Origin of the sequence: Anoxybacillus sp. FSL W8-0382, from assembly GCF_038003845.1 — a bacterium.
In the GTDB taxonomy this organism is placed as follows: Bacteria; Bacillota; Bacilli; order Bacillales; family Anoxybacillaceae; genus Anoxybacillus; species Anoxybacillus flavithermus_G.
This window is the reverse complement of the sequence record NZ_JBBOPX010000001.1, coordinates 899,881-926,834: the sequence shown is the minus strand read 5'-3', so window position 1 is coordinate 926,834 and position 26,954 is coordinate 899,881. Positions and strand designations below refer to the sequence as shown.

At 42.0% G+C, this 26,954-nt stretch carries 31 protein-coding genes and 1 pseudogene; 8 read left to right on the top strand and 24 right to left on the bottom strand.

Annotation, left to right across the window (positions count from 1 at the left end; all coding sequences use genetic code 11):
• Positions 1-5: 5 nt before the first annotated feature.
• From NSS60_RS04800 to gpr, 11 genes are all read right to left on the bottom strand, one after another.
• Entirely contained in the window at positions 6-755 is a 750-nt protein-coding gene (locus NSS60_RS04800; RefSeq protein ID WP_035018535.1) for a 16S rRNA (uracil(1498)-N(3))-methyltransferase, read from the bottom strand.
• Between the two features lie 14 nt (positions 756-769).
• Positions 770-1,708, bottom strand: coding sequence for a 50S ribosomal protein L11 methyltransferase (gene prmA, locus NSS60_RS04795; protein ID WP_004889457.1), 939 nt, complete (start codon positions 1,706-1,708; stop codon positions 770-772).
• A 23-nt stretch (positions 1,709-1,731) separates the two neighbouring features.
• Positions 1,732-2,853: a molecular chaperone DnaJ gene (gene dnaJ, locus NSS60_RS04790; RefSeq protein WP_004889456.1), complete on the bottom strand. Its 1,122-nt coding sequence runs from the start codon at positions 2,851-2,853 to the stop codon at positions 1,732-1,734.
• A gap of 132 nt (positions 2,854-2,985) precedes the next feature.
• Positions 2,986-4,803, bottom strand: coding sequence for a molecular chaperone DnaK (gene dnaK / locus NSS60_RS04785; RefSeq protein ID WP_004889455.1), 1,818 nt, complete (start codon positions 4,801-4,803; stop codon positions 2,986-2,988).
• Between the two features lie 14 nt (positions 4,804-4,817).
• The gene (gene grpE, locus NSS60_RS04780; protein WP_004889454.1) at positions 4,818-5,399 is read right to left on the bottom strand and encodes a nucleotide exchange factor GrpE; all 582 of its coding nucleotides are present in this window, start codon (positions 5,397-5,399) and stop codon (positions 4,818-4,820) included.
• 66 nt (positions 5,400-5,465) lie between these two features.
• On the bottom strand, positions 5,466-6,500 hold the full coding sequence (gene hrcA / locus NSS60_RS04775) for a heat-inducible transcriptional repressor HrcA (protein ID WP_064214128.1): 1,035 nt from the start codon (positions 6,498-6,500) through the stop codon (positions 5,466-5,468).
• Between the two features lie 77 nt (positions 6,501-6,577).
• Positions 6,578-7,720, bottom strand: a complete 1,143-nt coding sequence (gene hemW, locus NSS60_RS04770; protein WP_004889451.1) for a radical SAM family heme chaperone HemW — start codon at positions 7,718-7,720, stop codon at positions 6,578-6,580.
• A 47-nt stretch (positions 7,721-7,767) separates the two neighbouring features.
• Entirely contained in the window at positions 7,768-9,594 is a 1,827-nt protein-coding gene (gene lepA / locus NSS60_RS04765; RefSeq protein ID WP_004889450.1) for a translation elongation factor 4, read from the bottom strand.
• A gap of 93 nt (positions 9,595-9,687) precedes the next feature.
• Positions 9,688-9,993 (bottom strand): YqxA family protein, encoded by a 306-nt coding sequence (locus NSS60_RS04760; protein WP_004889449.1) that lies wholly within the window; start codon positions 9,991-9,993, stop codon positions 9,688-9,690.
• Positions 9,994-10,002: 9 nt separating this feature from the next.
• Positions 10,003-11,163, bottom strand: coding sequence for a stage II sporulation protein P (gene spoIIP / locus NSS60_RS04755; protein WP_192948284.1), 1,161 nt, complete (start codon positions 11,161-11,163; stop codon positions 10,003-10,005).
• 74 nt (positions 11,164-11,237) lie between these two features.
• Positions 11,238-12,341 (bottom strand): GPR endopeptidase, encoded by a 1,104-nt coding sequence (gene gpr, locus NSS60_RS04750; RefSeq protein WP_004889446.1) that lies wholly within the window; start codon positions 12,339-12,341, stop codon positions 11,238-11,240.
• A gap of 191 nt (positions 12,342-12,532) precedes the next feature.
• On the opposite strand from gpr, the gene rpsT reads away from it, so the two are divergent.
• A complete protein-coding gene (gene rpsT / locus NSS60_RS04745; RefSeq protein WP_004889444.1) occupies positions 12,533-12,799 on the top strand; it encodes a 30S ribosomal protein S20 in 267 nt (88 codons plus the stop codon).
• A gap of 56 nt (positions 12,800-12,855) precedes the next feature.
• Positions 12,856-13,047 carry a cyclic nucleotide-binding domain-containing protein gene (locus NSS60_RS04740; protein WP_035018533.1) on the top strand — a complete coding sequence of 64 codons (192 nt, stop codon included), beginning with the start codon at positions 12,856-12,858 and terminating at the stop codon, positions 13,045-13,047.
• Positions 13,048-13,056: 9 nt separating this feature from the next.
• Here the strand turns inward: NSS60_RS04740 and holA are convergent, their stop codons facing one another.
• Complete coding sequence (gene holA, locus NSS60_RS04735) at positions 13,057-14,037, bottom strand: DNA polymerase III subunit delta (RefSeq protein WP_004889442.1); 981 nt, start codon at positions 14,035-14,037, stop codon at positions 13,057-13,059.
• A 239-nt stretch (positions 14,038-14,276) separates the two neighbouring features.
• On the opposite strand from holA, the gene NSS60_RS04730 reads away from it, so the two are divergent.
• The gene (locus NSS60_RS04730; RefSeq protein ID WP_003393868.1) at positions 14,277-14,411 is read left to right on the top strand and encodes a YqzM family protein; all 135 of its coding nucleotides are present in this window, start codon (positions 14,277-14,279) and stop codon (positions 14,409-14,411) included.
• Positions 14,412-14,459: 48 nt separating this feature from the next.
• Here NSS60_RS04730 and NSS60_RS04725 read toward each other — a convergent pair whose 3' ends face one another.
• Genes NSS60_RS04725 through NSS60_RS04715 form a run of 3 tightly spaced genes read right to left on the bottom strand, consistent with a single transcriptional unit; the run spans position 14,460 to position 17,819 of the window.
• The gene (locus NSS60_RS04725) at positions 14,460-16,673 is read right to left on the bottom strand and encodes a DNA internalization-related competence protein ComEC/Rec2 (RefSeq protein ID WP_332455416.1); all 2,214 of its coding nucleotides are present in this window, start codon (positions 16,671-16,673) and stop codon (positions 14,460-14,462) included.
• A 45-nt stretch (positions 16,674-16,718) separates the two neighbouring features.
• Positions 16,719-17,186, bottom strand: coding sequence for a ComE operon protein 2 (locus tag NSS60_RS04720; RefSeq protein ID WP_004889439.1), 468 nt, complete (start codon positions 17,184-17,186; stop codon positions 16,719-16,721).
• A 45-nt stretch (positions 17,187-17,231) separates the two neighbouring features.
• Positions 17,232-17,819 (bottom strand): helix-hairpin-helix domain-containing protein, encoded by a 588-nt coding sequence (locus NSS60_RS04715; protein ID WP_088223194.1) that lies wholly within the window; start codon positions 17,817-17,819, stop codon positions 17,232-17,234.
• A gap of 76 nt (positions 17,820-17,895) precedes the next feature.
• Between NSS60_RS04715 and comER the strand changes: the two genes are divergently transcribed.
• A complete protein-coding gene (comER, locus tag NSS60_RS04710) occupies positions 17,896-18,726 on the top strand; it encodes a late competence protein ComER (RefSeq protein ID WP_064221258.1) in 831 nt (276 codons plus the stop codon).
• A gap of 60 nt (positions 18,727-18,786) precedes the next feature.
• Here the strand turns inward: comER and NSS60_RS04705 are convergent, their stop codons facing one another.
• From NSS60_RS04705 to NSS60_RS04670, 8 genes are read right to left on the bottom strand one after another with little or no spacing between them, the layout of a single operon-like run.
• Positions 18,787-19,527 carry a class I SAM-dependent DNA methyltransferase gene (locus NSS60_RS04705; RefSeq protein ID WP_004889434.1) on the bottom strand — a complete coding sequence of 247 codons (741 nt, stop codon included), beginning with the start codon at positions 19,525-19,527 and terminating at the stop codon, positions 18,787-18,789.
• The gene (gene rsfS, locus NSS60_RS04700; RefSeq protein ID WP_064214131.1) at positions 19,524-19,880 is read right to left on the bottom strand and encodes a ribosome silencing factor; all 357 of its coding nucleotides are present in this window, start codon (positions 19,878-19,880) and stop codon (positions 19,524-19,526) included. The genes NSS60_RS04705 and rsfS overlap by 4 nt, the downstream gene beginning before the upstream one ends.
• Positions 19,877-20,452, bottom strand: a complete 576-nt coding sequence (gene yqeK / locus NSS60_RS04695; protein ID WP_064214132.1) for a bis(5'-nucleosyl)-tetraphosphatase (symmetrical) YqeK — start codon at positions 20,450-20,452, stop codon at positions 19,877-19,879. Before yqeK ends, rsfS begins: the two co-directional genes overlap by 4 nt.
• A complete protein-coding gene (locus tag NSS60_RS04690; protein WP_064214133.1) occupies positions 20,442-21,008 on the bottom strand; it encodes a nicotinate-nucleotide adenylyltransferase in 567 nt (188 codons plus the stop codon). The genes yqeK and NSS60_RS04690 overlap by 11 nt, the downstream gene beginning before the upstream one ends.
• Positions 21,009-21,018: 10 nt before the next feature.
• Positions 21,019-21,312: a ribosome assembly RNA-binding protein YhbY gene (gene yhbY / locus NSS60_RS04685; protein ID WP_064214134.1), complete on the bottom strand. Its 294-nt coding sequence runs from the start codon at positions 21,310-21,312 to the stop codon at positions 21,019-21,021.
• The gene (aroE, locus tag NSS60_RS04680; protein WP_064214135.1) at positions 21,306-22,133 is read right to left on the bottom strand and encodes a shikimate dehydrogenase; all 828 of its coding nucleotides are present in this window, start codon (positions 22,131-22,133) and stop codon (positions 21,306-21,308) included. The genes yhbY and aroE overlap by 7 nt, the downstream gene beginning before the upstream one ends.
• Before the next feature lie 16 nt (positions 22,134-22,149).
• On the bottom strand, positions 22,150-23,253 hold the full coding sequence (gene yqeH / locus NSS60_RS04675) for a ribosome biogenesis GTPase YqeH (RefSeq protein ID WP_004889426.1): 1,104 nt from the start codon (positions 23,251-23,253) through the stop codon (positions 22,150-22,152).
• Between the two features lie 5 nt (positions 23,254-23,258).
• Positions 23,259-23,771: a YqeG family HAD IIIA-type phosphatase gene (locus tag NSS60_RS04670; RefSeq protein WP_004889424.1), complete on the bottom strand. Its 513-nt coding sequence runs from the start codon at positions 23,769-23,771 to the stop codon at positions 23,259-23,261.
• Between the two features lie 281 nt (positions 23,772-24,052).
• On the opposite strand from NSS60_RS04670, the gene NSS60_RS04665 reads away from it, so the two are divergent.
• Positions 24,053-24,193, top strand: a complete 141-nt coding sequence (locus NSS60_RS04665; protein WP_035018531.1) for a sporulation histidine kinase inhibitor Sda — start codon at positions 24,053-24,055, stop codon at positions 24,191-24,193.
• A 10-nt stretch (positions 24,194-24,203) separates the two neighbouring features.
• On the opposite strand, the gene NSS60_RS04660 is transcribed toward NSS60_RS04665, so the two are convergent.
• On the bottom strand, positions 24,204-25,001 hold the full coding sequence (locus NSS60_RS04660) for a phosphatidylserine decarboxylase (RefSeq protein ID WP_004889420.1): 798 nt from the start codon (positions 24,999-25,001) through the stop codon (positions 24,204-24,206).
• A 124-nt stretch (positions 25,002-25,125) separates the two neighbouring features.
• Between NSS60_RS04660 and pssA the strand changes: the two genes are divergently transcribed.
• The 3 genes and pseudogenes from pssA to NSS60_RS04645 form a co-directional block, all read left to right on the top strand.
• Positions 25,126-25,665 (top strand): CDP-diacylglycerol--serine O-phosphatidyltransferase, encoded by a 540-nt coding sequence (gene pssA / locus NSS60_RS04655; protein ID WP_004889418.1) that lies wholly within the window; start codon positions 25,126-25,128, stop codon positions 25,663-25,665.
• Positions 25,666-25,781: 116 nt separating this feature from the next.
• Positions 25,782-26,582 carry a flagellar motor stator protein MotA gene (motA, locus tag NSS60_RS04650; RefSeq protein ID WP_004889417.1) on the top strand — a complete coding sequence of 267 codons (801 nt, stop codon included), beginning with the start codon at positions 25,782-25,784 and terminating at the stop codon, positions 26,580-26,582.
• Positions 26,566-26,904, top strand: a pseudogene (locus NSS60_RS04645) (flagellar motor protein MotB); the annotation flags it as partial. The gene motA and the pseudogene NSS60_RS04645, both read left to right, overlap by 17 nt.
• Positions 26,905-26,954 lie beyond the last annotated feature (50 nt).

Below are 26,954 nucleotides of genomic sequence, written 5' to 3'. Positions count from 1 at the left end.
TCACCTCACCTAAGTTCCCATTCATAAGATACAGCGGATAATGCATATAATGGCGCTGTCTCTGCCCGTAAAATACGTGGCCCAAGACTGCATGCGACGAATCCATGTTCTTTTAATAACGCCACCTCTTGTTCAGAGAGGCCTCCTTCTGGTCCAAAAACGATGAGGAGAGAGTCCTCCTTGCTCATCGTTTGAAGAAGATGAGCAAACGAACGGTGACGTCCTTCTTTCGCCTCTTCTTCATACGCAATATATTTATAATTGATGTCGCGCGCCCATGCAATAAGTTCACGAATCGTCATCGGAGCACAAACAGATGGCATGTAAGCTCTGTGCGACTGTTCAGCCGCTTCTTTCACGATTTTTTGCCAACGTTCCACTTTTTTATCCCCTTTTTTCTCGTCCCATTTCACGATCGAACGAGAGGTGATAAGCGGAAGAAACCCTTTTGCTCCAAGCTCTGTTCCTTTTTGTAAAACGAGTTCGTATTTATCTCCTTTTAGCAATCCGCTTGCGACATATACGTGTACAGGAAGTTCAACGTTTGCCTCTATCCATTGTATAATACGGCAGCGAACAAAATCATTGGAAATTTGTTCGATCTCACAAAGCATCGTTTCACTACGTTCATTACAACAAAGAAAGCGATCCCCTTCATTCATGCGCATCACCCGTCCGATATGATGGACGTCATCGCCAGAAATCATGACGTGATCGCCAACGATTTGCTCGTTACGTACAAAATACCGTTGCAACACGAACACCCTTTTTATTGTTTTTTCGCAATAAACGCAACCCAGTCTTCCATAGTTAACGTTTCTTCAATGGTAAAACCAGCACGAAGAAGCCCTTCCTTCACTTCTTGTTTTTTCGTTCGAATGATACCTGATGTAATAAACACACCATCTGAACGCAACAGACGATACGCATCGTCGACAAAACGAAGAATAATTTCAGCTAAAATGTTTGCTACGATAACATCTGCTTGTTCATCGATTCGATCAAGTAAATTGTTTTGCGAAACGGTGACAACATCGTGCACTTTATTTAACTTCACGTTCAATTTTGCACTTTCTACCGCAACTGGATCTAAATCGAGCGCATGGACACGCTTTGCCCCTAACATCGCAGCCGCAATGCTTAAAATGCCTGATCCCGTACCGACATCAACCACTACATCCCCTTTTTTCACTGTTTTTTCAAGCGCTTGAATACACATGACTGTTGTCGGATGCGTGCCTGTACCGAACGCCATGCCCGGATCTAATTCAATAATTAATTCATCGCTTGAAACCGGTTCATACGTTTCCCATGTCGGAACGATCGTAAATCGCTCAGAAATTTTGACCGGATTGTAATACTTTTTCCACGCTGTTGCCCATTCCTCTTCATTCACTTCGCTAATTGTAATTTTATTTCGTCCAATATCGATGTTATATAACATTAAGTTATTAATCGCTTGTTTAATTTCTTCGACCGTTTCACCTAAAAAACTATTCACCGGTAAATATGCTTTAATAATGACGCCTTCTTCGGGGTAATCGTCAGGATTGAGTTGGTAGATTTCCCCGTAAGTCGTTTCTCGTTCTTTCGTTAGTTCAAACGGATCTTCAATGACGACACCACCAGCACCCGCTTCGTGTAAAATATTCGAAATTGCCTCAACCGCTTCGTGTGTTGTATGAATGCTTATTTCTGACCATTTCATGATCTACCAACTCCTCCTTCACGTTACTCCCCTTTAAATGCTCGCTTCACTTTCGCAAAAAAGCTGTCTTCTTGGCCATTCCCTTGACTGAGTTGTTCAAATTCACGCAACAATTGTTTTTGACGTTCCGTTAATTTCGTTGGTGTGACAACACGAACGCGAATGTGTTGATCTCCTTTTCCGTACCCATGCACATTCGGTACTCCTTTTCCTTTCAAACGGAATTTTGTACCTGTTTGCGTACCAGCTGGAATTTTCAACTTCACTTTACCGTACAACGTTGGCACTTCAATATCCGCTCCGAGCGCGGCTTGTGTAAACGTAATTGGCATTTCGCAATAAATGTCATCGCCATCCCGTTCGAAAAACTCATGTGGTTCAACGTGGAAAACGATGTACAAGTCTCCTGATGGTCCACCGTTTATTCCTGGCTCACCTTGACCTGCTAAACGCAATTGTTGGCCATCATCGACACCAGCTGGAATTTTGACATGAATTTTTTTTCGTTTTTTCACACGACCTGTTCCATGGCACGTTGTACATTTTTCTTTAATAAACTGTCCTGTACCGCCACAATAATGACAAACGCGGCGGTTTACGATGCGACCAAACGGCGTCGCTTGTTCAATCGTTAATTGTCCTGTACCGTGACAATGTGCGCACGTTTCTTTTTTCGTTCCTGGTTTCGCCCCAGAACCGTGGCACGTATCGCACGTTTCTTCACGTGGAATTTCAATATTTGTTTCCTTTCCAAAAACTGCTTCTTCAAACTTCAAACGCATCGTATATTGCAAATCTGCCCCTGCACGTGGCGCGTTCGGATCACGTCGGCGCCCTCCACCAAAAAAGCTACTAAAAATATCTTCAAAGCCACCGAATCCACCAAAGTCAAAATCAGCGCCACCAAATCCGCCAAACTGTTGGTTCGGATCGGTATGGCCGAACTGATCGTAGTGCGCGCGCTTTTGGTCATCGCTTAACACTTCGTATGCTTCTTTTATTTCTTTGAACTTTTCTGCTGCATCGGGCGCTTTATTAATATCTGGATGATACTGTTTCGATAACTTTCGATATGCTTTTTTAATTTCTTCCTTTGTTGCGTTTTTACTCACACCGAGCACTTCATAGTAGTCTCGTTTACTCATGATCACCCACTCCCGACTCGTTCACATGAACGTAATTTTATCATTGTCTCATCTTATTGCGCAATATATTTCATGTTTCCATAGCAAAAAAGCCAAAGCCAAGGCAGGCCTGACTTTGACTTTTTCGTTTGTTTACTTATCTTCTTTCACTTCTTCAAATTCTGCATCGACGACGTTATCGTCTTTTTTGCCTTCGCTTTGTTGAGCTTGCGCTTGTTTAGCTGCTTGCTCGTATAGCTTAATTGAAAGCTGTTGGACAACTTCTTGTAGCGCATTTTTCTTCGCACGAATGTCTTCAATATCTTTTCCTTCAAGCGCTGCTTTTAACGCATCTTTTGCTTCTTGCGCTTTCTTCACATCCGCTTCGTCTACTTTTCCTTCCAATTCTTTTAATGTTTTTTCTGTTGTGAAAATGAGATGATCTGCTTCATTGCGAAGTTCCACTTCTTCTTTCCGCTTCCGGTCTGCTTCTGCATTTTCTTCTGCTTCTTTAATCATGCGTTGAATTTCTTCTTCAGATAAGCCAGAAGAAGATTTAATTGTAATCGATTGTTCTTTATTTGTACCTAAATCTTTCGCACGCACGTGTACAATACCGTTTGCATCAATGTCAAACGTTACTTCAATTTGCGGCACACCGCGCGGAGCTGGTGGAATGTCTGTCAATTGGAAGCGACCGAGCGTTTTGTTGTCGGCAGCCATTGGGCGTTCACCTTGTAAAACGTGAATGTCTACCGCTGTTTGATTGTCCGCTGCCGTTGTGAAAATTTGCGATTTGCTTGTTGGAATTGTCGTGTTACGTTCAATTAATTTTGTAAAGACGCCACCCATCGTTTCGATACCGAGTGAAAGTGGTGTCACGTCTAACAACACAACGTCTTTCACGTCACCAGCAATGACGCCACCTTGGATCGCTGCACCAATCGCAACGACTTCATCTGGGTTTACGCCTTTATGCGGCTCTTTTCCGATTTCTTTTTTAATTGCTTCTTGAACAGCTGGAATGCGCGTTGAACCACCGACAAGAATAACTTTATCGATGTCCGCAGGCGTCAATCCAGCGTCTTTTAGCGCTTGACGAACAGGACCCATCGTGCGTTCAACTAAGTGTGCAGATAATTCTTCAAATTTTGCGCGCGTCAACGTCATTTCTAAGTGAAGTGGACCGTTTTCGTTTGCGCTAATAAAAGGCAATGAAATTTGCGTTTGCATCACGCCAGAAAGTTCTTTTTTCGCTTTTTCCGCTGCATCTTTTAAGCGCTGCAATGCCATTTTGTCTTTCGATAAATCGATGCCGTGTTCTTTTTTAAATTCTTCAACTAAATAGTCGATGATAACTTGGTCAAAATCGTCACCACCAAGATGGTTGTCACCAGCAGTAGCTTTTACTTCGAATACACCGTCACCTAGCTCAAGAATGGAGACGTCAAACGTACCGCCACCAAGGTCGTATACGAGAATCGTTTGATCTTCATCCATTTTATCTAATCCGTACGCTAATGCTGCCGCTGTCGGCTCGTTAATGATACGCTCGACTTCTAAGCCTGCGATGCGGCCCGCATCTTTTGTTGCTTGACGTTGCGCATCGTTAAAATAAGCCGGAACAGTAATAACGGCACGTGTAACCGGTTCACCTAAATACGCTTCTGCGTATGATTTTAAGTATTGTAAAATCATCGCAGAAATTTGTTGTGGCGTATATTCTTTTCCTTCGATTTGCACTTTATAATCTGTACCCATATGTCGTTTAATTGAAATGATTGTATTTGGGTTTGTAATCGCTTGACGCTTTGCGACTTCACCAACTAAACGCTCACCGTTTTTAAACGCAACGACAGATGGTGTCGTACGACCTCCCTCTGGGTTTGGAATAACTTTTGGTTCACCGCCTTCTAATACAGCAACGCAAGAGTTTGTTGTACCTAAGTCAATACCGATAATTTTGCTCATCACATAATCCCTCCTTATTGATTTACTTTGACCATTGCTGGACGAATAACACGATCTTTTAGTTTGTAACCTTTTTGAAACTCTTCCACAACTGTGTTTGGTTCATAGTTTTGATCGTCGACTTGCATCACCGCTTGGTGCACATGCGGATCGAACGGTTTTCCAACCGATTCAATCGCTTCGACGCCTTCTTTTTTCAGCGCTTCGATTAACGAACGATAAACCATTTCCATTCCTTGCAGTAACGATTTTGCTTTTTCATCTTCGACTTGCACTTGTAATGCGCGTTCAAAGTTGTCTAAAATCGGCAACAAATCAGAAACTAAGCTTTGCGCGCGATATTTTTCAGCCGCTTCCATATCTAAACGCACACGGCGACGATAGTTGTCAAAATCAGCATGTAAACGAAGGAAACGATTTTCTGTTTCTGCCAACTTCGCTTCGAGTTGCGCAATTTTTTCATAAGCAAGCGCTAACTCATCTTTTTCTTCTTGTTGTGTTTCTTCATTTTCCACTTGCTCTTCTGATGCTTGCTCGCTTTGTGCATCCTCATGTTGTTCAATCGTTTCATCATATGTACGCTGTTCTTTCTCCATCTTCTCACCTCCCTTAAACACTCGAAAAGCGGATGGGGAAATTCCCCATCCATAATATTGACATCGCTAATATTTTTGATACCACATCGTTAACGCCTTCGACAAATCCGTTGCAACAAGGTTTAGCAGCGAAATGACGCGCGAATATTCCATACGGGTTGGGCCAAGCACAGCGATTGTGCCAAGTTTCTCCCCACCGACGGAATATGTCGCTGTAATTAAACTGCAGTTTTCCATCCCTTCGACATCGTTTTCGGTACCGATTTTCACCTGGATACCTTGTTGGTTATGCTTTCTTAGTAAACGATAAAACTCTTTTTCTTGTTCAATGATGTTAAATAAAGCACGAAGTTTGTCGATGTCGCTAAATTCCGGCTGACGAAGCATGTTCATCTTTCCGCTTAAAAACATTTGCGCGGGCGCATTTAAATCTAAAGAAAACGAAATCATGCGCAACATGTGGTCATAGCTTTGGATGTGTTCGCGAAGAACGCGCGCAACTTCCGTTTGAATTTTATCTGTCAAATCTTCTAAAGGGACACCCGTCAACCGTTCATTTAAAATGTTTACCATCTTTTCAACATCTGATGGTGGAATAGATGGCGGGAGCGTCACAACATGTTTTTCAACATAACCTGTATCGGTCACAATAATCGCGACAGCCGTTTCCGCATTGAGCGGAATAATTTGAATCGTTTTTAACTTATGTTCTTTTACTGAAGGACCGAGCACAACCGTCGTATAGTTCGTTAAGTCTGATAAAATTTGCGCCGACTTTTGAATAAGCTTTTCTAATTCGTATATTTGTTCATGAAAAATCGACTGAATCGTTTGCACATCCTTTTGTGTTAACCGAACTGGCGGCAATAAATGGTCAACATAATAACGATATCCTTTTTGAGACGGGACGCGACCAGAGGAGATATGTGTTTTTTCAATAAACCCAAGCTCCTCTAAATCCGCCATTTCATTGCGAATCGTCGCCGAGCTAAACGTAATATCCTCCTTCTTCGATAACGTTCGCGAACCAACAGGATGCCCTGAACGAATAAACTCATCAACAATCACTTTTAAAATTAGCAATTGGCGATCGGATAGCAATGCTCATCACCTCTGTTAGCACTCTAATAAAGCGAGTGCTAAATCTACTATTAAGGTATCAAATTGAGCTTGTCGTGTCAAGATGAAACGCCGAGAAACGACTGAAATACTTCGTTTCCAAGCAATTTGCCACGATGCGTCAAAACAATCGCTTCTTCTGTCTCTTCAAGCAATCCGTTTCGTTTTTGTAAAGCAATCGCTTCATCAAAGACGTCATGCACCGTTTTTCCATATCGTCGAAAAAATTCATCTTTATTTACTCCTTCGCTTTTTCGTAACCCGAGAAACATATGCTCTTCCATTTGTTCCTCTTTTGACACAACATGTGTATTGATATAAGGAAATTGACCTCGTTCAATGAGTTGGATATATTTTTTAATCGGTCCGGCGTTTACGTACCTTACGCCGTTCATATAACTATGCGCTCCCGCACCAAATCCGTAGTAGTACTCGTTATTCCAATATGTCATATTATGGCGGCTGTTAAATCCGTTTTGGGCATAATTGCTTAGTTCGTACTGTTTATATCCGCGTTGTTCCATTTGTTCCATAATGATTTCATACATCTGTGCTTCTTCTTCTTGACTCGGCAATCGTAACGCCTGCTTTTTCATTAAGTTATAAAAAACCGTTTTCGGCTCAATAATTAACGAGTAGGCAGAAACGTGTTGAATGGGTAATGAAAACGTTATGTGTAACGTTTCTTTCAGTTGGTCGATGGTTTGTGTCGGTAATCCGTACATTAAATCGATATTTATATTATGAAAACCGAGTTCGTTCGCCCGTTCAATTGTTTCGATTGCTGTTTCCTTCGTATGTGTACGTCCAATGTGTCGTAGCAGTTCATTATCAAACGTTTGTACCCCGAAGCTAAGGCGATTGACTCCCCATTGCTTGAGCACATACAACTGTTCATCGCTTACTCCATCCGGATTCGCCTCTACGGTAAACTCAACATTCGAAGCGAGCGGAACTGTGCGATGAATGGCGCTCAATAATCGATCAAGTTGTTTAGCAGTAAGCGACGTCGGTGTACCACCACCGATAAACACCGTTTGTAATTGCGAGGTCGGAAAACGTTCAAACGTCCGCTCCATTTCGATGATTAATGCTTCAATGTACGCATCGACCGGTTGCTGGTGTAAAAACACTTTATTGAAATCACAATAATGACAAATGTGCGTACAAAACGGAATATGAATATATGCTGCTTGAATCACTCGTTTCACCCTTTTCTATACAAAAAACCGCAGAATGGTTCTGCGGTTTATTTTTGATCGTCCATCTTTAGTACAGCCATAAATGCTTCTTGCGGCACTTCAACAGAGCCAACTTGCTTCATGCGCTTTTTACCTTCTTTTTGCTTTTCAAGCAACTTACGCTTACGAGAAATGTCCCCACCGTAACATTTCGCTAATACATTTTTACGCAACGCCTTAATCGTTGAACGTGCAATAATTTTATTGCCGATCGCTGCCTGAACAGGAACTTCAAACTGTTGGCGTGGAATTAAGTCTTTTAATTTTTCAACAATCACTTTTCCACGGTCGTATGCTGAATCGCGATGAACGATAAACGACAAGGCGTCAACTTTTTCACCGTTTAATAAAATATCCATCTTCACTAGCTTAGACGGCTTATAACCGATCAATTCATAGTCAAACGATGCGTATCCTTTTGTGCTCGATTTTAAAATATCGAAGAAATCGTATACGATTTCAGCAAGTGGTAATTCGTACGTCAACGTCACACGTCGCTCGTCTAAATATTGCATATCACCGAAAATACCGCGTTTCTTTTGACATAGTTCCATAACAGGACCGACGTAATCGTTTGGCACCATAATTGTCGCACGTACATACGGTTCTTCCACACGTTCAATTTTTTGTGGATCTGGCATGTTGGATGGATTATCGACGGCGAGTTCTGTTCCATCTGTCAAATATACTTTATATACAACGCTTGGCGCTGTTGCAATAATGTCAATGTTAAATTCACGTTCTAAACGCTCTTGAATAATTTCCATATGCAAAAGTCCTAAGAAACCGCAACGGAAACCGAAGCCAAGCGCTTGTGACGTTTCCGGCTCAAACTGCAACGCCGCATCGTTTAATTGCAGCTTTTCTAACGCCTCACGCAAATCGTTATAGCGCGCTGTATCGATTGGATACAAACCGCAAAACACCATCGGATTTAAACGGCGATACCCCGGAAGCGGCTCGCTTGCTGGATTGTCTGCGTGCGTAATCGTATCCCCGACGCGCGTATCGCTTACGTTTTTAATCGATGCGGTTAAATATCCAACATCACCAACGGTCAACTCGTCAACGACTTTCGCTTTCGGCGTAAATACGCCCACTTCAACGACTTCAAACTCTTTTCCTGTCGCCATCATTTTAATTTTTTGACCAGCTTTTACTGTTCCTTCGACTACGCGAATGTATGCGACAACCCCTCGATACGGATCGTAAAGCGAGTCGAAAATAAGTGCTTTAAGCGGTGCATCTGGATCTCCGGATGGAGCAGGAATTTTTTGAACGATTTGCTCTAAAATTTCGTCGATCCCGATGCCGACTTTGGCTGATGCCAACACAGCTTCGGATGCGTCAAGACCGATGACATCTTCAATTTCTTGACGAACACGTTCAGGATCGGCACTTGGTAAATCAATTTTATTAATAACAGGTAAAATTTCCAAGTTATTGTCGATCGCCAAATATACGTTCGCAAGCGTTTGCGCCTCAATGCCTTGCGCTGCGTCAACGACTAAAATTGCCCCTTCACACGCCGCTAAACTACGAGATACTTCGTACGTAAAGTCGACGTGTCCCGGTGTGTCAATTAAATGTAGAATGTAATCGTTACCATCTTTCGCTTTGTAATGAAGCTGGACGGCATTTAATTTAATCGTAATGCCGCGCTCGCGCTCTAACTCCATCGAATCGAGCGCTTGCTCTTTCATCTCGCGCTCAGATAGTGCACCTGTCTTCTCGAGAATGCGGTCAGCAAGTGTCGATTTGCCGTGATCGATATGCGCAATAATGGAAAAGTTGCGAATACGATCTCGTCTTTTTAGTCTTTCTTCACGATTCATCTATGTTCCACTCCTATAATTTCCGAAATACGCTAGCTTTGATTATAGCAACAACGTTCGCAATATTCAACGTAAAAAAGAAAAGGCGGATCGTTATCCGGCCTTTTGCGCAAATGAAAGCATATGTTCAACGAGCGAATGAACGAAAGTGGCAAGCTGTTGTCCCGCTTTTGAAAACATGTTAAATGCCTCAATTTGTTGCAGTTTTTCTTTTTTCTCTTCGATGGATTGACCGAGCACGATCGTTTCATCTTTTGATACATGTACAACTTGCTCGAGGGAAGGATCGTTATACCCTTTCATTTTTCGCATTCCTTCGTTCGCTTGCTGCATGCCGAGCAATACCCCGACTAAAAAAATGACGGCGATGAGTAAACTTTGCATCATAAATTTCACCATCTTACTCACCTACTTTTTTTCTGCTGGTTGTGTTGCGTTCACCTTCTCCGCTTGCCAGTAATATTCGCTAAATACGTCCGCTACAGCTGCTGCTGTTCGATACAATTCTTGAAATGTATTATCCACACCGCCAAACTCAATTAAAATGGCGTTTTCCGATAAATCTTGATTGAACTTTCCGTTTGTACCGACTCCTTTTTTCTCAAACGTGCCACGGCTCAAGCCCGGATATTTTTTTTCTAGCAGTTCATGCAATTTTGTTACCAGCTGTAAATTTTTTTTATATTTTGCATTTTCTCCACCGATAATAAACGATACTCGCGCATAATGCACTCCGTTAATCGTCACCGTCGTATCGTTACGGCGTCGAGAATCGCGGTGAATGTCAATCAAATATTGCACGTCACGATTGTTTGCCATCGCTTCAACGACCGTTTTACGCGACATATCATACGCTTGATAATATTCCATGTTATTTTTCAACAACTTCCCTATAAAATCGGTCGTATCAACAACCGTTCCAATGCCGCGCTTTTCTAGCTCTTCTCCTAATTTTTTGCCGACTTTTGTCACATTCACAGTCGGATGATGCGCAAAGTTTGGATTTGTGACCCCTTTTAATGCTGGTAAATACGATTCTTGTGTATGCGTATGATAAATGTAAGCAACTTTCTTCCCTCCTGTCGTTTGCGACGGCGCAGGAGCAGGTGGTGTTTCTTCCTCCTGAAACTGTTCTTGCGCAGCTTCACGCTCCGCAAGCAACACTTCTAAAGGAGGCGGCGATTCATATGGAATGTTTGTAAAGTCCGTTCCCTCGCCCGCTAAAATAATTTCACTATCATACAACGAAAAACCAGGAAGCTCCCGTCCGAGCAAGCTGCGTGGATCGTTCAAATTAACGCTTGTCGTCATTTGAAAAAAATATTGAGAATACGGTAATTGTTGTTTATCTTTCGGCAACGTTTGACTAAAGTACACATTTTCAAAAGAAAGCAAATGCACGAGCGATTCCGTTGAAAAATGATTCGCCACTTCATGAACAGACGAAGAAGAGAGGCGATATGTCGATGTCGCTGTCATCGTGGCGACAACTGTCAACGTTCCCATAAATGTAAACAAAATAAATACAAGCCACTTTTTTATACTCGTTCCGTGAACGGTCACCATCATGTTCATCACTTCACCCTTTCAAAGCTTGTCTACTCTATCAATATGACAACGCTTTGAAAGATAGAACGAAAAAACTAATGCGTATATGCCCCAACGTTTTCTTGATCAATCCGATGGTGCAAAGCAGCATTCAGCCCGCTCGCCAATATGTTCGCCATCTCTTCAATAAATACGTCGACTTCTTTTGGTGTAACCATTAAATTATGACCGATCGGGGCAAGCACTTCATAAATTAACCGTCGCTTTTCTTCGTCATCCAATAGACCGACCATTCCTAAAAAAGCTGAACGATCTGCCTCGCCCGGTAAATCTTCTTCCGTTAACTTTTTTTTCTTTCCAAATACAAGACTTGCTGGCGCAAGCGCACGAGCTGCTCGATTGCCTTCCTTCATCTCGCGACCGAGATGCTTTAGCAACAAATCAATCGTATCGCTTGCAATCGATACAGCATCAACAACCGTCGGTACACCAATCGCAATCACGGGAATACCTAGCGTTTGTTTACTTAACTCTTTTCTTTTATTCCCAACGCCTGCCCCAGGATGAATGCCTGTATCAGAAATTTGAATCGTCGCGTTGACTCGTTCGATTGAACGCGCCGCTAACGCATCAATCGCAATAATAAAATCTGGTTGAGTTTTTTCGACAATCCCTGCAATCACGTCGCTCGTTTCAATTCCGGTCATCCCCATTACTCCTGGGGCGAGCGCACTCACCGAGCGAAATCCGTCTTGAACACTTTCGGGTTGCAACTGAAATAAATGCCGCGTCACTAATAAGTTCGATACAGCTAGTGGACCGAGCGCATCGGGAGTTACTTCCGCATTCCCTAATCCAACAACAAGACAACTTGCCTCTCGTGAGATGCCCAGTTGCTGTAAAAAAGCATAAAAATGTTTAGCAAAAAGCTTTTCTACTTTTTGCTGTAAGTCGGTATCCTGTGTACGAATACCTTGAGCTTCAATTGTTAAATACTTTCCTGCTTTTTTTCCTAACGTTTTTGCCCCTTCTTCCGTCACTTCTACAAATGAAAAATGAACACCATCTTCTTCCCAGTCACGAATCAATACCCCCTCAAGCGAAGTTTCCTGCTTGTTTTGTAGTCGTTCTTCAATCGCTATTTCATGCGCTTCAATCGCTAAATCCGTTCGTACACTATATGGTCGTAAATCGATCATACCGCTTCCTCCATGTATTTTTTATCATTTGTTTTATCCATTTTCCTCCTTTTTCATACAATCGTACTTTTCGTCTTTGCCCTATTGCATAATTAAGAGCAGTTTGGTAGAATATCACTTGTTCTTATTGTTCATCGAACTGTCGCGTATTGAACGTATATATTTGCGATCGGTTAATGGAGGTGAAAAAAATGGCAAACATTAAATCTGCAATTAAACGTGCAAAAACAAGCGAAAAGCGCCGCGCTCATAACGCATCTATGAAATCTGCAATGCGCACAGCAATCAAAAAATTTGAGGCGCTTGTTGAGTTAAAAGACGTGGAAAAAGCAAAAGAAGCTTTCGCATTTGCGACAAAAAAAATCGACAAAGCGGCTAGCAAAGGCTTAATCCACAAAAACGCTGCAAATCGCTATAAATCACGCTTAGCGAAAAAATTAAACAGCATTACAGCATAATGAAAAAACAGCTTGTCATACACGGCAAGCTGTTTTTCTGTTTGGGAGGGGAACATATGCATTGGGTGAAAGAACAGTTAAAAACCATTTCGTTATTTTCTCAACTATCTGATGAAGAATTAGATGCGATTGTACATATTGCAACCGTCCGCACATGCAAACCGAAAACGATCGTCTTTATGCAAGGAGATCCGCTCGATCGTGTTTTTTTCATGATTAATGTCGAGGCGCTACAACAAAAGCGGTAGATTGTCTCTCTACCGCTGTAACTTTAAGAAAAACAACTGCAACAACAACTGTTTGTCTGTTGCACTACTTTTTAGCGCATAATCTGTTTCCGCTAAATCATATAAAATGTGCATTAACTGCTGTTCCGAAAATCCGCCGGCATAACTTGCCGCCATTTTTACACGAAACGGATGAACACCTAACATCGAGGCGATTTGTTGTTGACCGTATCCTGTTTTCATCAATTCTTTCACTTCATAAATGAGCCGAAATTGGCTAGCCAACAATGCGACAAGCTTAATCGGCTCTTCATTTTGACGTAATAAATCTTGAAGCGTTTGCAACGCATCTGTGATGTTCCGCTTGGCAATCTGTTCAACGAGAACGAAGACGTTTTGTTCAAGTGTACGCGATACAAGCAACCGAACATCGTCAGCTGTAATGGAACGCCCTTCAGCAAAAAGCATCAACTTCTCAATTTCGTTTGCTAATGTCGCTAAATCGGTGCCTGCCAATGCAAGCAACACGTCAATCGCGTCATCATCAATTTGACATTGCCCTTTCACCCATTGTTTTAACTCTTTTTCGTTCAACGGCTTAGCAACGATGACATGCGCTTTTTTTAATAACGCTTTCGTCACTTTTTTTCGTTCATCAAGTTTTTCATACGAACCGACAAACATGACACTTGAAAACGGAGCAGGTTTGTCAATATAGGCTTCTAGCCGTTTCACATCGTGCTCTACTTTTTCTTTTCCTTTTTCCGCTGTCAAAAAATACGGCTGCTTGACGATGACGATTTTCCTCTCCCCAAAAAACGGAAGCGTTTCCGCATCTTCAAGCGCCACTTCAATAGGCGTTTCTTCGCAATCATATGTACTAACATTCCATTCACGTTCTTCGTCTGACAATGCCCGACGAATGATTTGTTCATACGCTTGTTTCATTAAAAAATGCTCCGTACCATATATGACATATAGTTGTTCCATGTTCTCTTCCCCATTCTTCATGACTTTCTTTAAAGAACATACAACGTTTCGGAGCATTTTACAAGGGAGTTAGCAGATGAGAATCGCCAACTCCCATTTATTTAAACGTTGGAAAACAAGCCCTAGGAACTCGTTTATCCAACGGATATCCTTATCTTTTCCGATCTGACGCGAACTATTTGTGACAACTGTTGTCAACGATGTAGATTTTCTTTCTTTTTTCCCTTATACTAATGGGTGAGAAAATAGGAGGGATGGTCATGAACGAATTTGAAAAAAACGTTCAATGTACGCGCAACGACGCCGTTGACTCAGCTGTTGGCTTCATCGTATCATTCGGCTTTTTCGCCACGATGTTCATTATCGCCACACTTGTAAAATTTTTCGGTGCGTAATGGACACCTAAAAGAGATTGCGTGTTGCAGTCTCTTTTTTCTTGTATATTATGGCAAGAACGTCTGAATGGTGCTTATCCGCTTATGAAAACGAATGACGACCGCACCGTGTTCATCGGTGCGAAATATGCGCACGTGATCGTGACGTAAACGTTCGATGACTTCCCGATGCGGATGACCATATCGGTTGCGGCGGCCAGCTGAAATGAGCGCCACTTTGGGACGAATATGTTGTAAAAATGGTTCAGACGTTGACGTTTTGCTTCCGTGATGACCGACTTTTAATATGTCGACTGGCAACGACGGGTACGTTCTCATAATTTGTTGTTCCCCTTTTTCTTCTAAGTCACCTGTAAATAGCCAATATGCTCCTCCCATCCATGCATACAACACAATCGAACCGTCGTTTGTCGTCTCTTCATTTCCAAATGGAGAGAGAATGTAAAATTGCGCTTTCCCAACCGCCCAACGATCGCCACTTTTCACTATTTGCACACGAGCGCCTTTTTTGCTCGCTTGCTCAATTAACGTTTGTTCCAAATCGTTTCGTTGTTGTTGCATACCAACCATCAATTTCCGGACACGAACTGCTTCGAATACATCGCCCGCATCTCCAATATGATCAAAATCTCCATGTGTTGCAATAAGCGCATCGATCGTACGCACACCTTTGGCCTTTAAGAACGGAACGAGCACATCTTCTCCGACACGAAATGACTGCTTTCGCTTTTTCCACAATTCATCGGCAAACGACATCGTTCCCCCGGTATCAATGATATAAATCGCCTTTCGATATGGAAGTTCAATGTATATACTATCTCCTTGTCCAACGTCTAGCATAACCACTTCCCCGCTCGGACGAAAAAACGGTGAAATGAAATGGATAATAATCACAAAAATAAACGAAAAACGAAAAAGATGCGCTCGCTTTTGTTGTTCAAATGAAAGGAACAAAAGACAGATGGAGAGAACATAAGCAACGATCAACAACGCTGGTGGACGACCGAGCGTAAGCATCAACGTATCGGAAAGTGAAGTCACAAGTTCATTCGAATGAGCGATGACTGCCGCCAATCCATATATGATTAACGGGCTAAGAAACGGGATACATATATGGACAAATAACGCTACAAACGAAAGCGGCAAAATAATAAACGAATAAAGCGGAACAAAGATGACATTTAACGGGATCGATAAAAGAGACACTTCGTAAAAATGATAAAGCAAAAGCGGCAATGTACTCATTTGTGCAATAAACGATGTCGCAAACAACTGTCGAATAACAGAGCGTTGATTTTGAATGAATGAGGAACAAATGATTAGCGCAAAACAAACGAGGAAAGATAATTGGAAGCCAAGATGAAACATCGTATACGGGTCTTTTGCTAATAAAACGAGGCAAGCGATGCTTAATGAATCGATTGTGCGCAGACGAGAAGAAGCGAGAAAAAAGCAACTCGTCATAATTGCAGCACGCATGACTGACGGTGCAGCTCCTGCTAAAATGACGTACAGCGGAATGCATCCAAGCAATATCATCGTCGCTCGTTCCCTTGTTATACCGAGACGAATGAATAAATAAAAACAACCACCGACAAGCAACGTCATATGCAAGCCCGAAATCGCAAGCAGATGAATAAGCCCTAACTTTTGATAACTAGCGAGTACCGTTGGCTCTATATCGCTTCGTTCACCATAAATGAGCGCTTGCATGAACGCACCAGCATCGTGAGGAAAATGGTTTTGAATGTAGCGAATACCGTCTTGACGAATCGTCTGAAGCCGTTCCATCCATGTGATGTTGGCGCGCATACAACGTTCGAGTGAAGTCGGACGAACAATCCAATGTATGCGTTGGTGAAATAAATAGCGGCGATAATTGAAGGCATACGGATTAGTCGGCAAAGAAGGCCGCTCAAGCATCCCTTGGAGTGAACACGTTGTCCCTATTTGCAGTTCGTCCCATTGTCGCTTTTCTTCTTCTGTACGGAGACGATAAATCAGTTGCAGCCGTTCATTTTGCCATTGAACGACCGTCTTAACTCGATCGCCGTCAATATAAATCGGAGCAATGAATCGCACAAAAAAAGTTGTCTCATTCCCCGAAAGTTTCGTCACATTATGCGCATCTACCCATTTGCTCCATAACGAGAAAAACAAATAACAGCACACGCAAGCGAAAAATAACGCTCGCTTTCGCCAGAGTAAAAAGAAACTATACACAAATGACAACACAAAACAAACAGTTGATTTTGTTAGCATAGACAAGACGGCCAAAATGGCCGCCATCGCCACGTAAACGATATCTCATCTCCCCTTTGCGTGCAAAAATGTCGGAATGGATTCCATATCAAACGGGACGTGCTTGACCGTTACGCCAGCTTGTTCGAACAACTGCAAAGCGAACGGGTGGTTTTTATAATCGTTCGCATAATAAACAGCTTTTATCCCGCTTTGAATGATCGCCTTACAACATTGTAAACACGGAAAATGAGTGACGTATATTTCCGCCCCTTCTGTTGGCACACCAAACTTTGCACATTGTAAGATAGCGTTCATTTCTGCATGAATCGTGCGCACACAATGATTGTCGATGACATAACATCCTTCATCAATACAATGCGCCCCGCCTGCGATCGAACCGTTATATCCCCCAGCAATAATGCGCTTATCGCGCACAATGGTTGCCCCGACGGCTAGCCTTGTGCACGTGCTACGTAACGCTAACAAATGGCTTTGGGCCATAAAATATTGATCCCATGTAATTCGCTCCATCTACTTCTCCCCCTTGTCCATTATGTCTTTAGTTTATCGTCAATTTTAGCGAACGACAATTTGTTCTTTTATTTTTTCAAGCGATTTCGAACCGATTCCACTCACATTCAACAAATCTTCGACTTTTTGAAACGATCCATGTTCCTCACGATATGCAATAATGGCGGCTGCTTTCGCAGGTCCAATTCCTTGTAACGTTTGTAGCTGTTCAATCGTTGCTGTGTTAATGTTGATTTTTCCACTTGAACTGCCCGTTTGACTCGTTGTTTCCACGATGATGTCTTCGCCTTTTTTCGGCACGTAAATGACCATTTCATCATGCACTTTCATCGCCAAATTTACTTTCGTTTCATCTGCTTCGTCTGTTAATCCTCCTGCCAGTTGAATGACATCGTGAATGCGGCTTTCCGGTGCCACTTCATATACTCCCGCTCGTTTGACGGCTCCTTTCACATCGACAATAACGGGAGCTTGTTCCTCCATTTGTTGTTCTTGCTGTTCTTCTTGTTCTACCTGCTCTAAAGGGAGCGGTTGTACGGGGGTGTCCTCTTGTTGTTGAATGATCCAAATGGCCGCTCCAATGACAATTAAGCCTACATATATCCAACGTTCATATGTTTTTATCCACTTCATGCTTTCACCCTTTCATAAAAAGCATTATTCGTGCATACATATGACGTATAGTGGTGACGGATAAGGGGGGATACCGTTGAATATAGGGTTCATTGGAACTGGAAATATGGGAACAATTTTAATTGAATCGCTTATTAACGGAAAAGCTGTAAAACAAGAACAACTATTCATTACGAATCGCACGCTTGAAAAAGCGTACAATATACAAAAACGCTACCCAAACATCCATGTGATGCCGACGAATGAAGAAGTCGTAAAACACGCAACGATTGTTTTTATTTGCACGAAACCGTTGCATATGCCCGATGTTCTAAAGCAACTTCGCCCGCATTTGACCGATCATCATTGTATCGTATCGATTACGAGCCCCATTTCTGTGCAACAACTTGAATCGCTCGTGCCATGTAGCGTCGCTCGCGTCATTCCGAGCATTACAAATCGTGCACTCGCTGGAAGTACGTTAATTACGGTAAGTGAACGTTGCACAGAGGCGGATCGGACAACGATTGAACATTTATTTCGTTCCATTTCTCGTCCAATATACATAGACGAGCCTATTACGCGCATCGCTTCTGATTTAACGAGCTGTGGTCCTGCTTTTTTCAGCTACTTAATTCAAAAGTTTATCGATGCAGCCGTTCAACAAACGTCCATTACGAAAGAACAAGCAACGACGTTAACGACGCATATGATCATCGGGTTAGGTGCATTGCTTGAACAACAATTGTATACGCTACCGACATTACAAGAAAAAGTATGCGTCAAAGGCGGCATTACTGGAGCAGGCATTGAGGTGTTAGAGAAAGAAGTCGGGGATTTGTTCGTTCACCTCTTTCAAAAAACGCATGAAAAATTTTATGAAGAAACAGAAAAGGTGCGCCAACAAATCGACAATATTCGTGATTAACAAAAAAAATCCTGCTTATTTGTTGAAGAAAAATCCCAAAAGTGAGGCACTTTTGGGATTTTATTTTTGCGCAATGAAAAAAATGCGCTCGCTTTCTTTTGTTGGTTGTTGCTCTGTGAAATCCGCCCATACATGCAATACATGAAACCCTGCTTGTTTTAACCACATGACATATTGATCGACATCGTATGTTCGCTGTACGTGCATTTCATCGACTCGTTCATATACACCTTCTTGTAATTGAACAAAAAACGTGAGTTCGTGTTCGACGCTATGTGGCCATGGTCCTTCGTAACAGTTCCATATGTAGCTCACTTGGTCATCATTGCTCGCAAACGTCCCATGATGCAAAAAAACGTTTTCTATTTTAAACAAAGAATGCACATCAAATAAAAACAATCCGCCAGGTCGCAATTGTTCATATACACGCATAAACGTAGCGATAACGTCTTCTTCCTGTAATAAATAATTGAGTGAATCACAAAAAATGACGATTGTATCAAACGGCTCGAACGGGCCAAATTCGCGCATATCTTGCTGAAAAAACGAGAGGTTTACCCCCCGCTCCTCTGCTTTCATCTGCGCAATAGTCAACATTTGTTCCGACAAATCGACACCGGTGACGTCAAACCCTTTTTCCGCTAACCGAATCGCAAGTTCCCCTGTACCGCATCCGAGATCAAGCAGTCGTTTTCCATTGTGATACGAAGTGACCGTTCGTTCAACGAGGGCACACCACGCATCATATGGAGCATCGCTCATTAATTGATCATACCAACTCGCAAATCGTTCGTACGTCATGCTCCAAGATCACTCTCGATCCGCTCAAGCGGTGCGTCGCCCCATAAGCGTTCAAGATTGTAATATTCGCGGTCTTCTTTATGAAACACGTGAACGACAACATCCCCTAAATCAACTAAAATCCAACGCGCCTCGTCAAATCCTTCAACACGTTTGACTACAACACCATGCTCTTCTGCTTTTTCTTTAATTTCACGCGCGATCGCTTGTACTTGTTTATCGGAATGACCGTGACAAATCATAAAGTAGTCAGCGACAAGCGAAATGCCTTTCATATTTAACGCTACGATGTTTTCGGCTTTTTTGTCATCCGCTGCTTGTACTGCAATACGTAAAATATCTCGTTCTGTCATGAAGAAACCTCCTTCAATTTTTTAGCTATATCATTATACGTATGGAACGTATCTGGGTAAATCGGTTCGCGTTTGTCCATTAAAAATTGGATCGTATTTTGAAGCGCTCGAAACAGCGCACGATCTAGATGTTCTCGCGCCAACACACGCACTTCGTCAACACCAGGAAACGAACGATTCGGCTCAATATAATCCGCAATATATACAATTTTCTCAAGCAGCGTCATATTTGGACGTCCTGATGTATGATAACGTATCGCTTGTAAAATGTCTTCATCTTGAATGCCGACTTCCGTTTGGACTAAATATGCCCCAACAGGCGCATGCCATAACTCTGGGCTATATGCTAACAAATCTTGGGGCATATGTTGTTCGATAATGATGCGCTTCATTTCTTCTTTTGTGCGGAATTTTGCATAGTCGTGAAAAATTGCCGCCAATTCCGCTTTTTGCACATCAGCTCCGTACAATTTCGCCAGTTCAATGGCTGTTTCCATCACGCCTAATGTATGAATATACCGTTGCTCTTTTAATTGTGTGCGCACGATCGCTAACGCTTCTTCACGTTTCATACAACCGATTCTCCTTTATATATAATTGAACCGCTTCCGGCAACAAATACGTGACACTTTTCCCACTTTGAATCCGCTCACGAATAAGCGAAGAAGAAACCGCAAACGTCGGCACATCCACTTCGATGATCGGATACGGTGTACGAAGAGAATAGCCAGGCCGTTTCACCCCGACAAATTGCACAAGCTGAACAAGTTCGTCAATTCGATACCAATTCGGTAAATATTCAACCATATCTCCACCGATAATAAAGTAAAACATCGTATCCGGATATCTTTGCTTCAACAAAACGATCGTATCGTACGTATATGATCGCTCTTTTCGTTCAAGCTCAATCGTTTCAACGCGAAAGTGCGGTTGATTCGCAATCGCCGCCCGCAACATATGAACGCGATGCACGTGATCCGTCACCTGTTTATCTTTATGAGGTGGAATGTAATTTGGCATAAACCATATTTCATCGAGCTGTAACTCCGTTCGTACATCATCCGCAATTAATAAATGTCCGTAATGAGGCGGATCAAACGTCCCACCTAAAATGCCCACTCTTTTCACTTCGTCTCTCCTATGTTGGTAATACAATTTGTTTATGTTCACGTGATTCTTTATACAACACGATCGTATGCCCAATCAGTTGGACGACTTCCGCCCCTGCACCTTCCGCTAATTGCTCTGCCACTACTTCTTTTTCTTCTTCGCAATTTTTTAATACACTCACTTTAATCAGCTCTCTTGCTTCAAGCGCATCGGCAATTTGCTTAATCATATTGTCATTGACGCCACCTTTTCCCACTTGGAAAATCGGTGTTAAATGATGAGCTAAAGAACGTAAAAATCGTTTTTGTTTTCCTGTTAACATGTTTTTCCTCCTAACTGTTGTATCACAAGTTGTTCCATTCGTTTCGTATTTGGAAAGATCCCTGTCCACTTTTCGAACGCTAGTGCACCTTGATAGACGAACATGCCTACACCGTTTTGCACGCGCGCCCCTTTTTCTTTTGCTTCTTGCAGCCATTTCGTCATGAGTGGATTGTAAATAATGTCGCTTACGATCGTATCTTTTTTTACATGCCGAAGGGACAGCGGCGTCGCATCGACATGCGGATACATGCCGACAGACGTCGTGTTAATAATAATATCGTACTCCCCTACCCGCTCTTCTGCTTCTTCAAGCGAATATACAGATGATTGTTTGACAACAAACGCCTCTGCTTTTTTGACTGTTCGATTACATACATCGACAGCGGCGACACGATGTTTAAGAAGAGAGAAATAAATGCCGCGCGCTGCTCCACCTGCACCGATAATCAATATGCGTGCGCCAGATAATTCAATGTTCATTTGCTCGCATAACGCTCGGACAAATCCTTCACCATCTGTATTATAGCCAACCCATTTTCCATTTTCATTAACGACTGTGTTTACTGCCCCCATTTGCTTAGCCGTTTCATCAAGCTCATCCATATATTCCATCACAGCTGTCTTATGCGGGATCGTCACATTAAACCCAGCGCATTGTAACGCTTTTAAGCCTTCTACCGCCTCTTTTAACATATGCGGTTCGACGTGAAACGCATGATAATGCGCATCAATATGTAACGATTGAAACGCATCGTTATGCATAAGCGGCGACAACGAATGATGAACAGGACAGCCGATCAGCCCAAACAATTTCAACATCCTCTCCCCCTTTGTGTTAAATGAGCGACTTCCGCAACATGACACCAACGCCTTTTGGCGCATATGCGATGACTTGTGCCCCAGGCTCGTGACACGTCACCCAGCCAAGCCCTGAAAAAACGATATCTGTTTTTGGTTCTTTTAACGTAAAATGATGGGCGACAAGCGGTGGCAATTGCTCGCAATAGCTTTTGCGCGGCGGCTGCAACAATTCACCAAGATGTCTTTCATACAATTCATCGGCATGTTCACGTTTCGTTCGATGAATAAATAATTCATTCGACATATAACATACAAATGGACGTCTCCCACCACTTACATAATCTAATCGAGCAAGCCCACCAAAAAACAACGTCTGTTGTTCGTTCAATTGATATACTTTCGGCTTAATTTCTTTTTTCGGTGTAATGACTTTTAAATCTTTCTTGTCAACGAAATGCGCCATTTGATGATGGTTTATAATTCCCGGTGTATCATAAAGCGCTGAGCCATCATCGAGTGGAATTTCAATCATATCAAGCGTTGTCCCTGGAAAATATGATGTCGTAATGACATTTCCTTTACCCGTCGCTTCTTTAATAATACGGTTAATAAACGTTGATTTTCCAACGTTCGTACAACCGACAACATATACGTCTTTTCCGTTGCGATACTCGTCAATCGCCGTCATGACTTCCTTCATACCATATCCTTTATGTGCACTAACTAAAAAAACGTCACGCGGCTGTAAGCCAAGTTCTCGTGCAGTTTGTTTCATCCAACGCGTGACCTTTTCATGTTTGACGGACTTTGGCAACAAATCCACTTTATTGCCGACAAGTAACACATCTTTTTTTCCGACAAACCGATGCAACCCTGGCAACCAGCTTCCATTGAAATCGAAAATATCAACGATTTTCACGACAAGCCCATCTGCTTGTCCGATGCCGTGCAAAATGTTTAAAAAGTCGTCATCTGTTAATGATACGTCTTGCACTTCGTTGTAATGTTTTAACCGAAAACAACGTTGACAAATAATCGGATCGCGTTCAAGCGCTGAAGGAGGCGCATATCCAATTTTTTTTTCATCTTCTGTTTGAATCGTTACTCCACATCCAATACAAATGACTTGTTCACTCATTTCGATCACTCCCAATGAATCATACCTTTTTTTCGCATGACATTTAAAATTCTTCGTTCAATATTTCGATTCACACGCGTAAAAAAGCCGTCTGTTTGTGCAACAGGGACAACTAAAATCGTATGTAATCCGATCCGATTGCCGCCGAATACATCGGTAAGAAGCTGGTCACCGATGACGACAACCTCTTCTTTTTTCAGCTTCATATCGTGCAACGCTTGTTGAAACGCTCGCGTTAACGGCTTGCGCGCTTCGAAAATGAACGGAATGCCGAGCGGCTTCGCGAACGCTTCCACTCTTTTTTTATTGTTGTTTGACACGATTGTCACTTGAATGCCGCTTTGTTTCATTTGTTCAAACCAACTGACAACTTCCGGCGTCGCAAGCGGACGATCCCATTCAATTAACGTATTGTCTAAATCGGTAATAATCCCTTTTATTCCTTTTTGTTTCAAATGTTCTGGCGTAATCTCAAAAATACTTTTCGCATGTTCGTTTGGCAAAAAATATTTTAACATACTTCCTCCATCCTCCCCTGTTTTTTACATAAATAAACAAATTGTAAAATTTTTCGACAAAATCCAACATTTTTCACATCCTGTGGATAACTTTATACACATCATCCACACGCATTTTTCAACATTCCATCACCTTTATAAACAATAAATCCACAACTTATCCACCATCACATGTGGATAATCAGAACGATTGTTCTTATTTTCGATTTATGGTAAAGTGAAGATGAACCTACCATTATATGTATACCTTCATTCATGTATACGTTAAGGAGGCGAAAAAAATGAAATGTTTACCTGACGACTTATTAATTGAATCATACTACAAAGCGAAAGAATTGCAACTGAGCCCAGAGTTTATTCAACTGATCGAACGAGAAATTGTCTGCCGTCGTCTTCACCATAAGCTAAAGCAGTCATCATAAGTTCGGGCTCTCACTCGCTTTTTTCTTTTAGACCGAGGAGCCCGAGCCGTTGTCCCACTTTAACTTCTACCGGCGGAACAATTTGCTCATCTAACGTGAATACTCCTTTTTCGAACAACAATACGACCGTTGAGCCGAACGAAAAATATCCAATTTCTTCTCCTTTTTTGACGTAATCATGTTCGTGCGTCAGCTCAATGCTATTTACAAACATCGCTCCGACTTTCACAATTGCCGTATGCATACCATTTGTACACAGTTCGGTAATTCTTCTGTAATTTTTAGAAAGTGGAGCCTTGCCATATTTCAATCCAAGGCGGTTTACAGGGTATGACTTCCCACCGAGCTCCCACTGCTTCACTACCTCTCCACATATTGGACTATGAATACGATGATAGTGACTCGGACTTAAATACAAAATAATAAACGTACCGTGCAAATACTTTTCAGCGATGCGATCATCGCCAAGCATTTCACGTATAGAGTACGTTTTTCCTTTGACGATGATTTCTTTTTGATCCGTAATGATGCCAACATCTTCAACAACTGCGTCCACAGGGCTGACGACGCTATTCGGATGTTCATCAATTGGGCGAAGTCCTTCTTTCAGCGTACGGGTGAACAGTTGTTGTAGCGTTTCATATTCATGCAGCTTTTTTTCCATTTCTTCTTTATTAATTTTGTATACTTTCGCATAAGATGAAATGAATAACCGACTCCATTTCGATCGTGTGAACGAAGCGAGACATTTCGATGTCCATGCATGATTTGTCAATTCAATAAATAGTTGATATAACCATTTAACCAACGATTTCCCCCCCACAAGTAAAGAATATCCTTTACTAGTTTGCTTATTATCAATAAAATATTAGTAACCGAGTGATATTTTTGGCAAGTGGGTCAGCACGATTTCAATAAAGGAGTGAACTTATATGTTTTTATCCGACTATATTGATCATACCATTAAAAAACTTAAAGCGCATACGGCAAACGTATTGACGTTAACAAACTTAAGCTTAGGCGGTTTCGCGATTTTATTTGCGGTAAAAGGCCAGCTGAACGTCTCTGTATTATTTATCTTTTTAGCTGCACTTGCCGATCGTTTTGACGGAACAGTCGCTCGGAAGATGAATATCGAATCGGATCTAGGCAAACAATTGGACTCAATGAGTGATATTATATCATTTGGAGTGGCACCTGCACTATTGCTTTATCAAGGTTTATTGCACGAATTTGGCGCACCTGGTTCGTTCTTTACAATTTTTTATATCGGTTGTGGAGCATTTCGCCTTGCAAGATTTAATGTTACCGAAAGCAACGGGTATTTTATCGGCTTGCCGATTACAGCAGCAGGATGTTTATTGACGCTAAGCTACTTGACGATTCATTACTTCCCACCTTACGTCTTTATTTTTATTATTTTCACGCTTTCTCTTTTGATGGTTGGCTCATTTAGGCTAAGGAAAATTTAACCCTTGAAGGTTTCCTCTTCAAGGGTTTTTTCGTACAAATTTCCCTTTTCAAACATTCGGATAAATTATATGATAAACTTGGATTTATTTTTCATTCTACAACTAGAGGTGATACCATGGACCGTACGTCCTTAATCGGGCTCATTCTTGGCATTGTCGCTGTCGGTGCCGGAATGGTGTTTAAAGGAGTTAGCCCAGCTGTGCTCATTAACCCTGCGGCGATTTTAATCATTTTATTAGGGACAGCGGCCGCAGTGACAATCGCCTTTCCAACGAAAGAAATTTCGAAAGTGCCGAAATTATTTGGGGTTATTTTTAAAGAGTCAAAAACGCCAAAAATTGAAGAATTGATCCCACTTTTCGTTGAGTGGGCGAACATCGCTCGCCGCGAAGGATTGTTAGCGTTAGAAGCAAAAGTGGCTGAAATTGATGATCCGTTTTTGCGCAACGGATTAAGTTTAGCCATTGACGGACAGTCACAAGAATTTATTCGCGATGTCATGACGGAAGAAATCGAAGCGATGGAAGAACGTCATTTAGCGAATGCGACGATTTTTACACAAGCAGGAACGTATGCTCCTACACTTGGGGTACTTGGGGCCGTCGTTGGGTTAATCGCTGCCTTACAAGATATGTCTGATATTGAACGTCTCGGTCATGCGATTAGTGCGGCGTTCGTTGCGACACTTATGGGGATTTTCACCGGATACGTCCTTTGGCATCCATTTGCGAACAAATTAAAACGCAAATCGAAAGAAGAAATTAAAGTGCGGCAAGTAATGATCGAAGGGGTACTTTCCATTATTGAAGGACAAGCACCGCGGGCGATCGAACAAAAACTAGCTTCTTACTTGCCGATGAGCGAGCGTCAAAAACTTTTAGGGCAAGGAGCTCAAAATAATGGCGAAAAAGCATAAAAAACATCATCATGAAGAACATGTCGATGAGAGCTGGTTAATTCCGTACGCCGATTTATTGACGTTATTGCTTGCATTATTTATCGTATTATTTGCGAGCAGTCAAATTGACTCGAAAAAGTTTATGGAAATTGCGCGCGCCTTCAATAGCGTATTTACAGGCGGTACAGGAGCGTTGCAATATTTAAGCCCTATTGAGCGGGAAGAAATGGACTCTGTCATTAAAGACTCGCCAAATCAAAAACCGTACGTTAAAATTTCAAAAGAAGAATACGAGGAATTAAAAAAGATTCAAAGTAAATTTAACGAATACGTGAAAACGGTAACTATTCAGCCACATCATAAAGTGAGCTGAATATTTTTTGCTTTTCC

What these genes read in the sequence shown, in the direction of transcription:
- rsfS (WP_064214131.1), bottom strand. Translation starts at nt 19,880, where the DNA reads ATGACAGAACGAGATATTTTACGTATTGCAGTACAAGCAGCGGATGAC.
- lepA (WP_004889450.1), bottom strand. Translation starts at nt 9,594, where the DNA reads ATGAATCGTGAAGAAAGACTAAAAAGACGAGATCGTATTCGCAACTTT.
- rpsT (WP_004889444.1), top strand. Translation starts at nt 12,533, where the DNA reads ATGGCAAACATTAAATCTGCAATTAAACGTGCAAAAACAAGCGAAAAG.
- NSS60_RS04740 (WP_035018533.1), top strand. Translation starts at nt 12,856, where the DNA reads ATGCATTGGGTGAAAGAACAGTTAAAAACCATTTCGTTATTTTCTCAA.
- aroE (WP_064214135.1), bottom strand. Translation starts at nt 22,133, where the DNA reads ATGTTGAAATTGTTTGGGCTGATCGGCTGTCCTGTTCATCATTCGTTG.
- NSS60_RS04720 (WP_004889439.1), bottom strand. Translation starts at nt 17,186, where the DNA reads ATGGAGCGAATTACATGGGATCAATATTTTATGGCCCAAAGCCATTTG.
- NSS60_RS04670 (WP_004889424.1), bottom strand. Translation starts at nt 23,771, where the DNA reads ATGTTAAAATATTTTTTGCCAAACGAACATGCGAAAAGTATTTTTGAG.
- gpr (WP_004889446.1), bottom strand. Translation starts at nt 12,341, where the DNA reads ATGATCGATTTACGACCATATAGTGTACGAACGGATTTAGCGATTGAA.
- holA (WP_004889442.1), bottom strand. Translation starts at nt 14,037, where the DNA reads ATGAAGAATGGGGAAGAGAACATGGAACAACTATATGTCATATATGGT.
- NSS60_RS04760 (WP_004889449.1), bottom strand. Translation starts at nt 9,993, where the DNA reads ATGGTGAAATTTATGATGCAAAGTTTACTCATCGCCGTCATTTTTTTA.
- dnaJ (WP_004889456.1), bottom strand. Translation starts at nt 2,853, where the DNA reads ATGAGTAAACGAGACTACTATGAAGTGCTCGGTGTGAGTAAAAACGCA.
- NSS60_RS04715 (WP_088223194.1), bottom strand. Translation starts at nt 17,819, where the DNA reads ATGAAGTGGATAAAAACATATGAACGTTGGATATATGTAGGCTTAATT.
- prmA (WP_004889457.1), bottom strand. Translation starts at nt 1,708, where the DNA reads ATGAAATGGTCAGAAATAAGCATTCATACAACACACGAAGCGGTTGAG.
- yqeK (WP_064214132.1), bottom strand. Translation starts at nt 20,452, where the DNA reads ATGAAACGTGAAGAAGCGTTAGCGATCGTGCGCACACAATTAAAAGAG.
- NSS60_RS04665 (WP_035018531.1), top strand. Translation starts at nt 24,053, where the DNA reads ATGAAATGTTTACCTGACGACTTATTAATTGAATCATACTACAAAGCG.
- yqeH (WP_004889426.1), bottom strand. Translation starts at nt 23,253, where the DNA reads ATGAGTGAACAAGTCATTTGTATTGGATGTGGAGTAACGATTCAAACA.
- NSS60_RS04705 (WP_004889434.1), bottom strand. Translation starts at nt 19,527, where the DNA reads ATGACGTACGAACGATTTGCGAGTTGGTATGATCAATTAATGAGCGAT.
- yhbY (WP_064214134.1), bottom strand. Translation starts at nt 21,312, where the DNA reads ATGTTAACAGGAAAACAAAAACGATTTTTACGTTCTTTAGCTCATCAT.
- grpE (WP_004889454.1), bottom strand. Translation starts at nt 5,399, where the DNA reads ATGGAGAAAGAACAGCGTACATATGATGAAACGATTGAACAACATGAG.
- dnaK (WP_004889455.1), bottom strand. Translation starts at nt 4,803, where the DNA reads ATGAGCAAAATTATCGGTATTGACTTAGGTACAACAAACTCTTGCGTT.
- pssA (WP_004889418.1), top strand. Translation starts at nt 25,126, where the DNA reads ATGTTTTTATCCGACTATATTGATCATACCATTAAAAAACTTAAAGCG.
- motA (WP_004889417.1), top strand. Translation starts at nt 25,782, where the DNA reads ATGGACCGTACGTCCTTAATCGGGCTCATTCTTGGCATTGTCGCTGTC.
- NSS60_RS04730 (WP_003393868.1), top strand. Translation starts at nt 14,277, where the DNA reads ATGAACGAATTTGAAAAAAACGTTCAATGTACGCGCAACGACGCCGTT.
- spoIIP (WP_192948284.1), bottom strand. Translation starts at nt 11,163, where the DNA reads ATGATGGTGACCGTTCACGGAACGAGTATAAAAAAGTGGCTTGTATTT.
- NSS60_RS04725 (WP_332455416.1), bottom strand. Translation starts at nt 16,673, where the DNA reads ATGCTAACAAAATCAACTGTTTGTTTTGTGTTGTCATTTGTGTATAGT.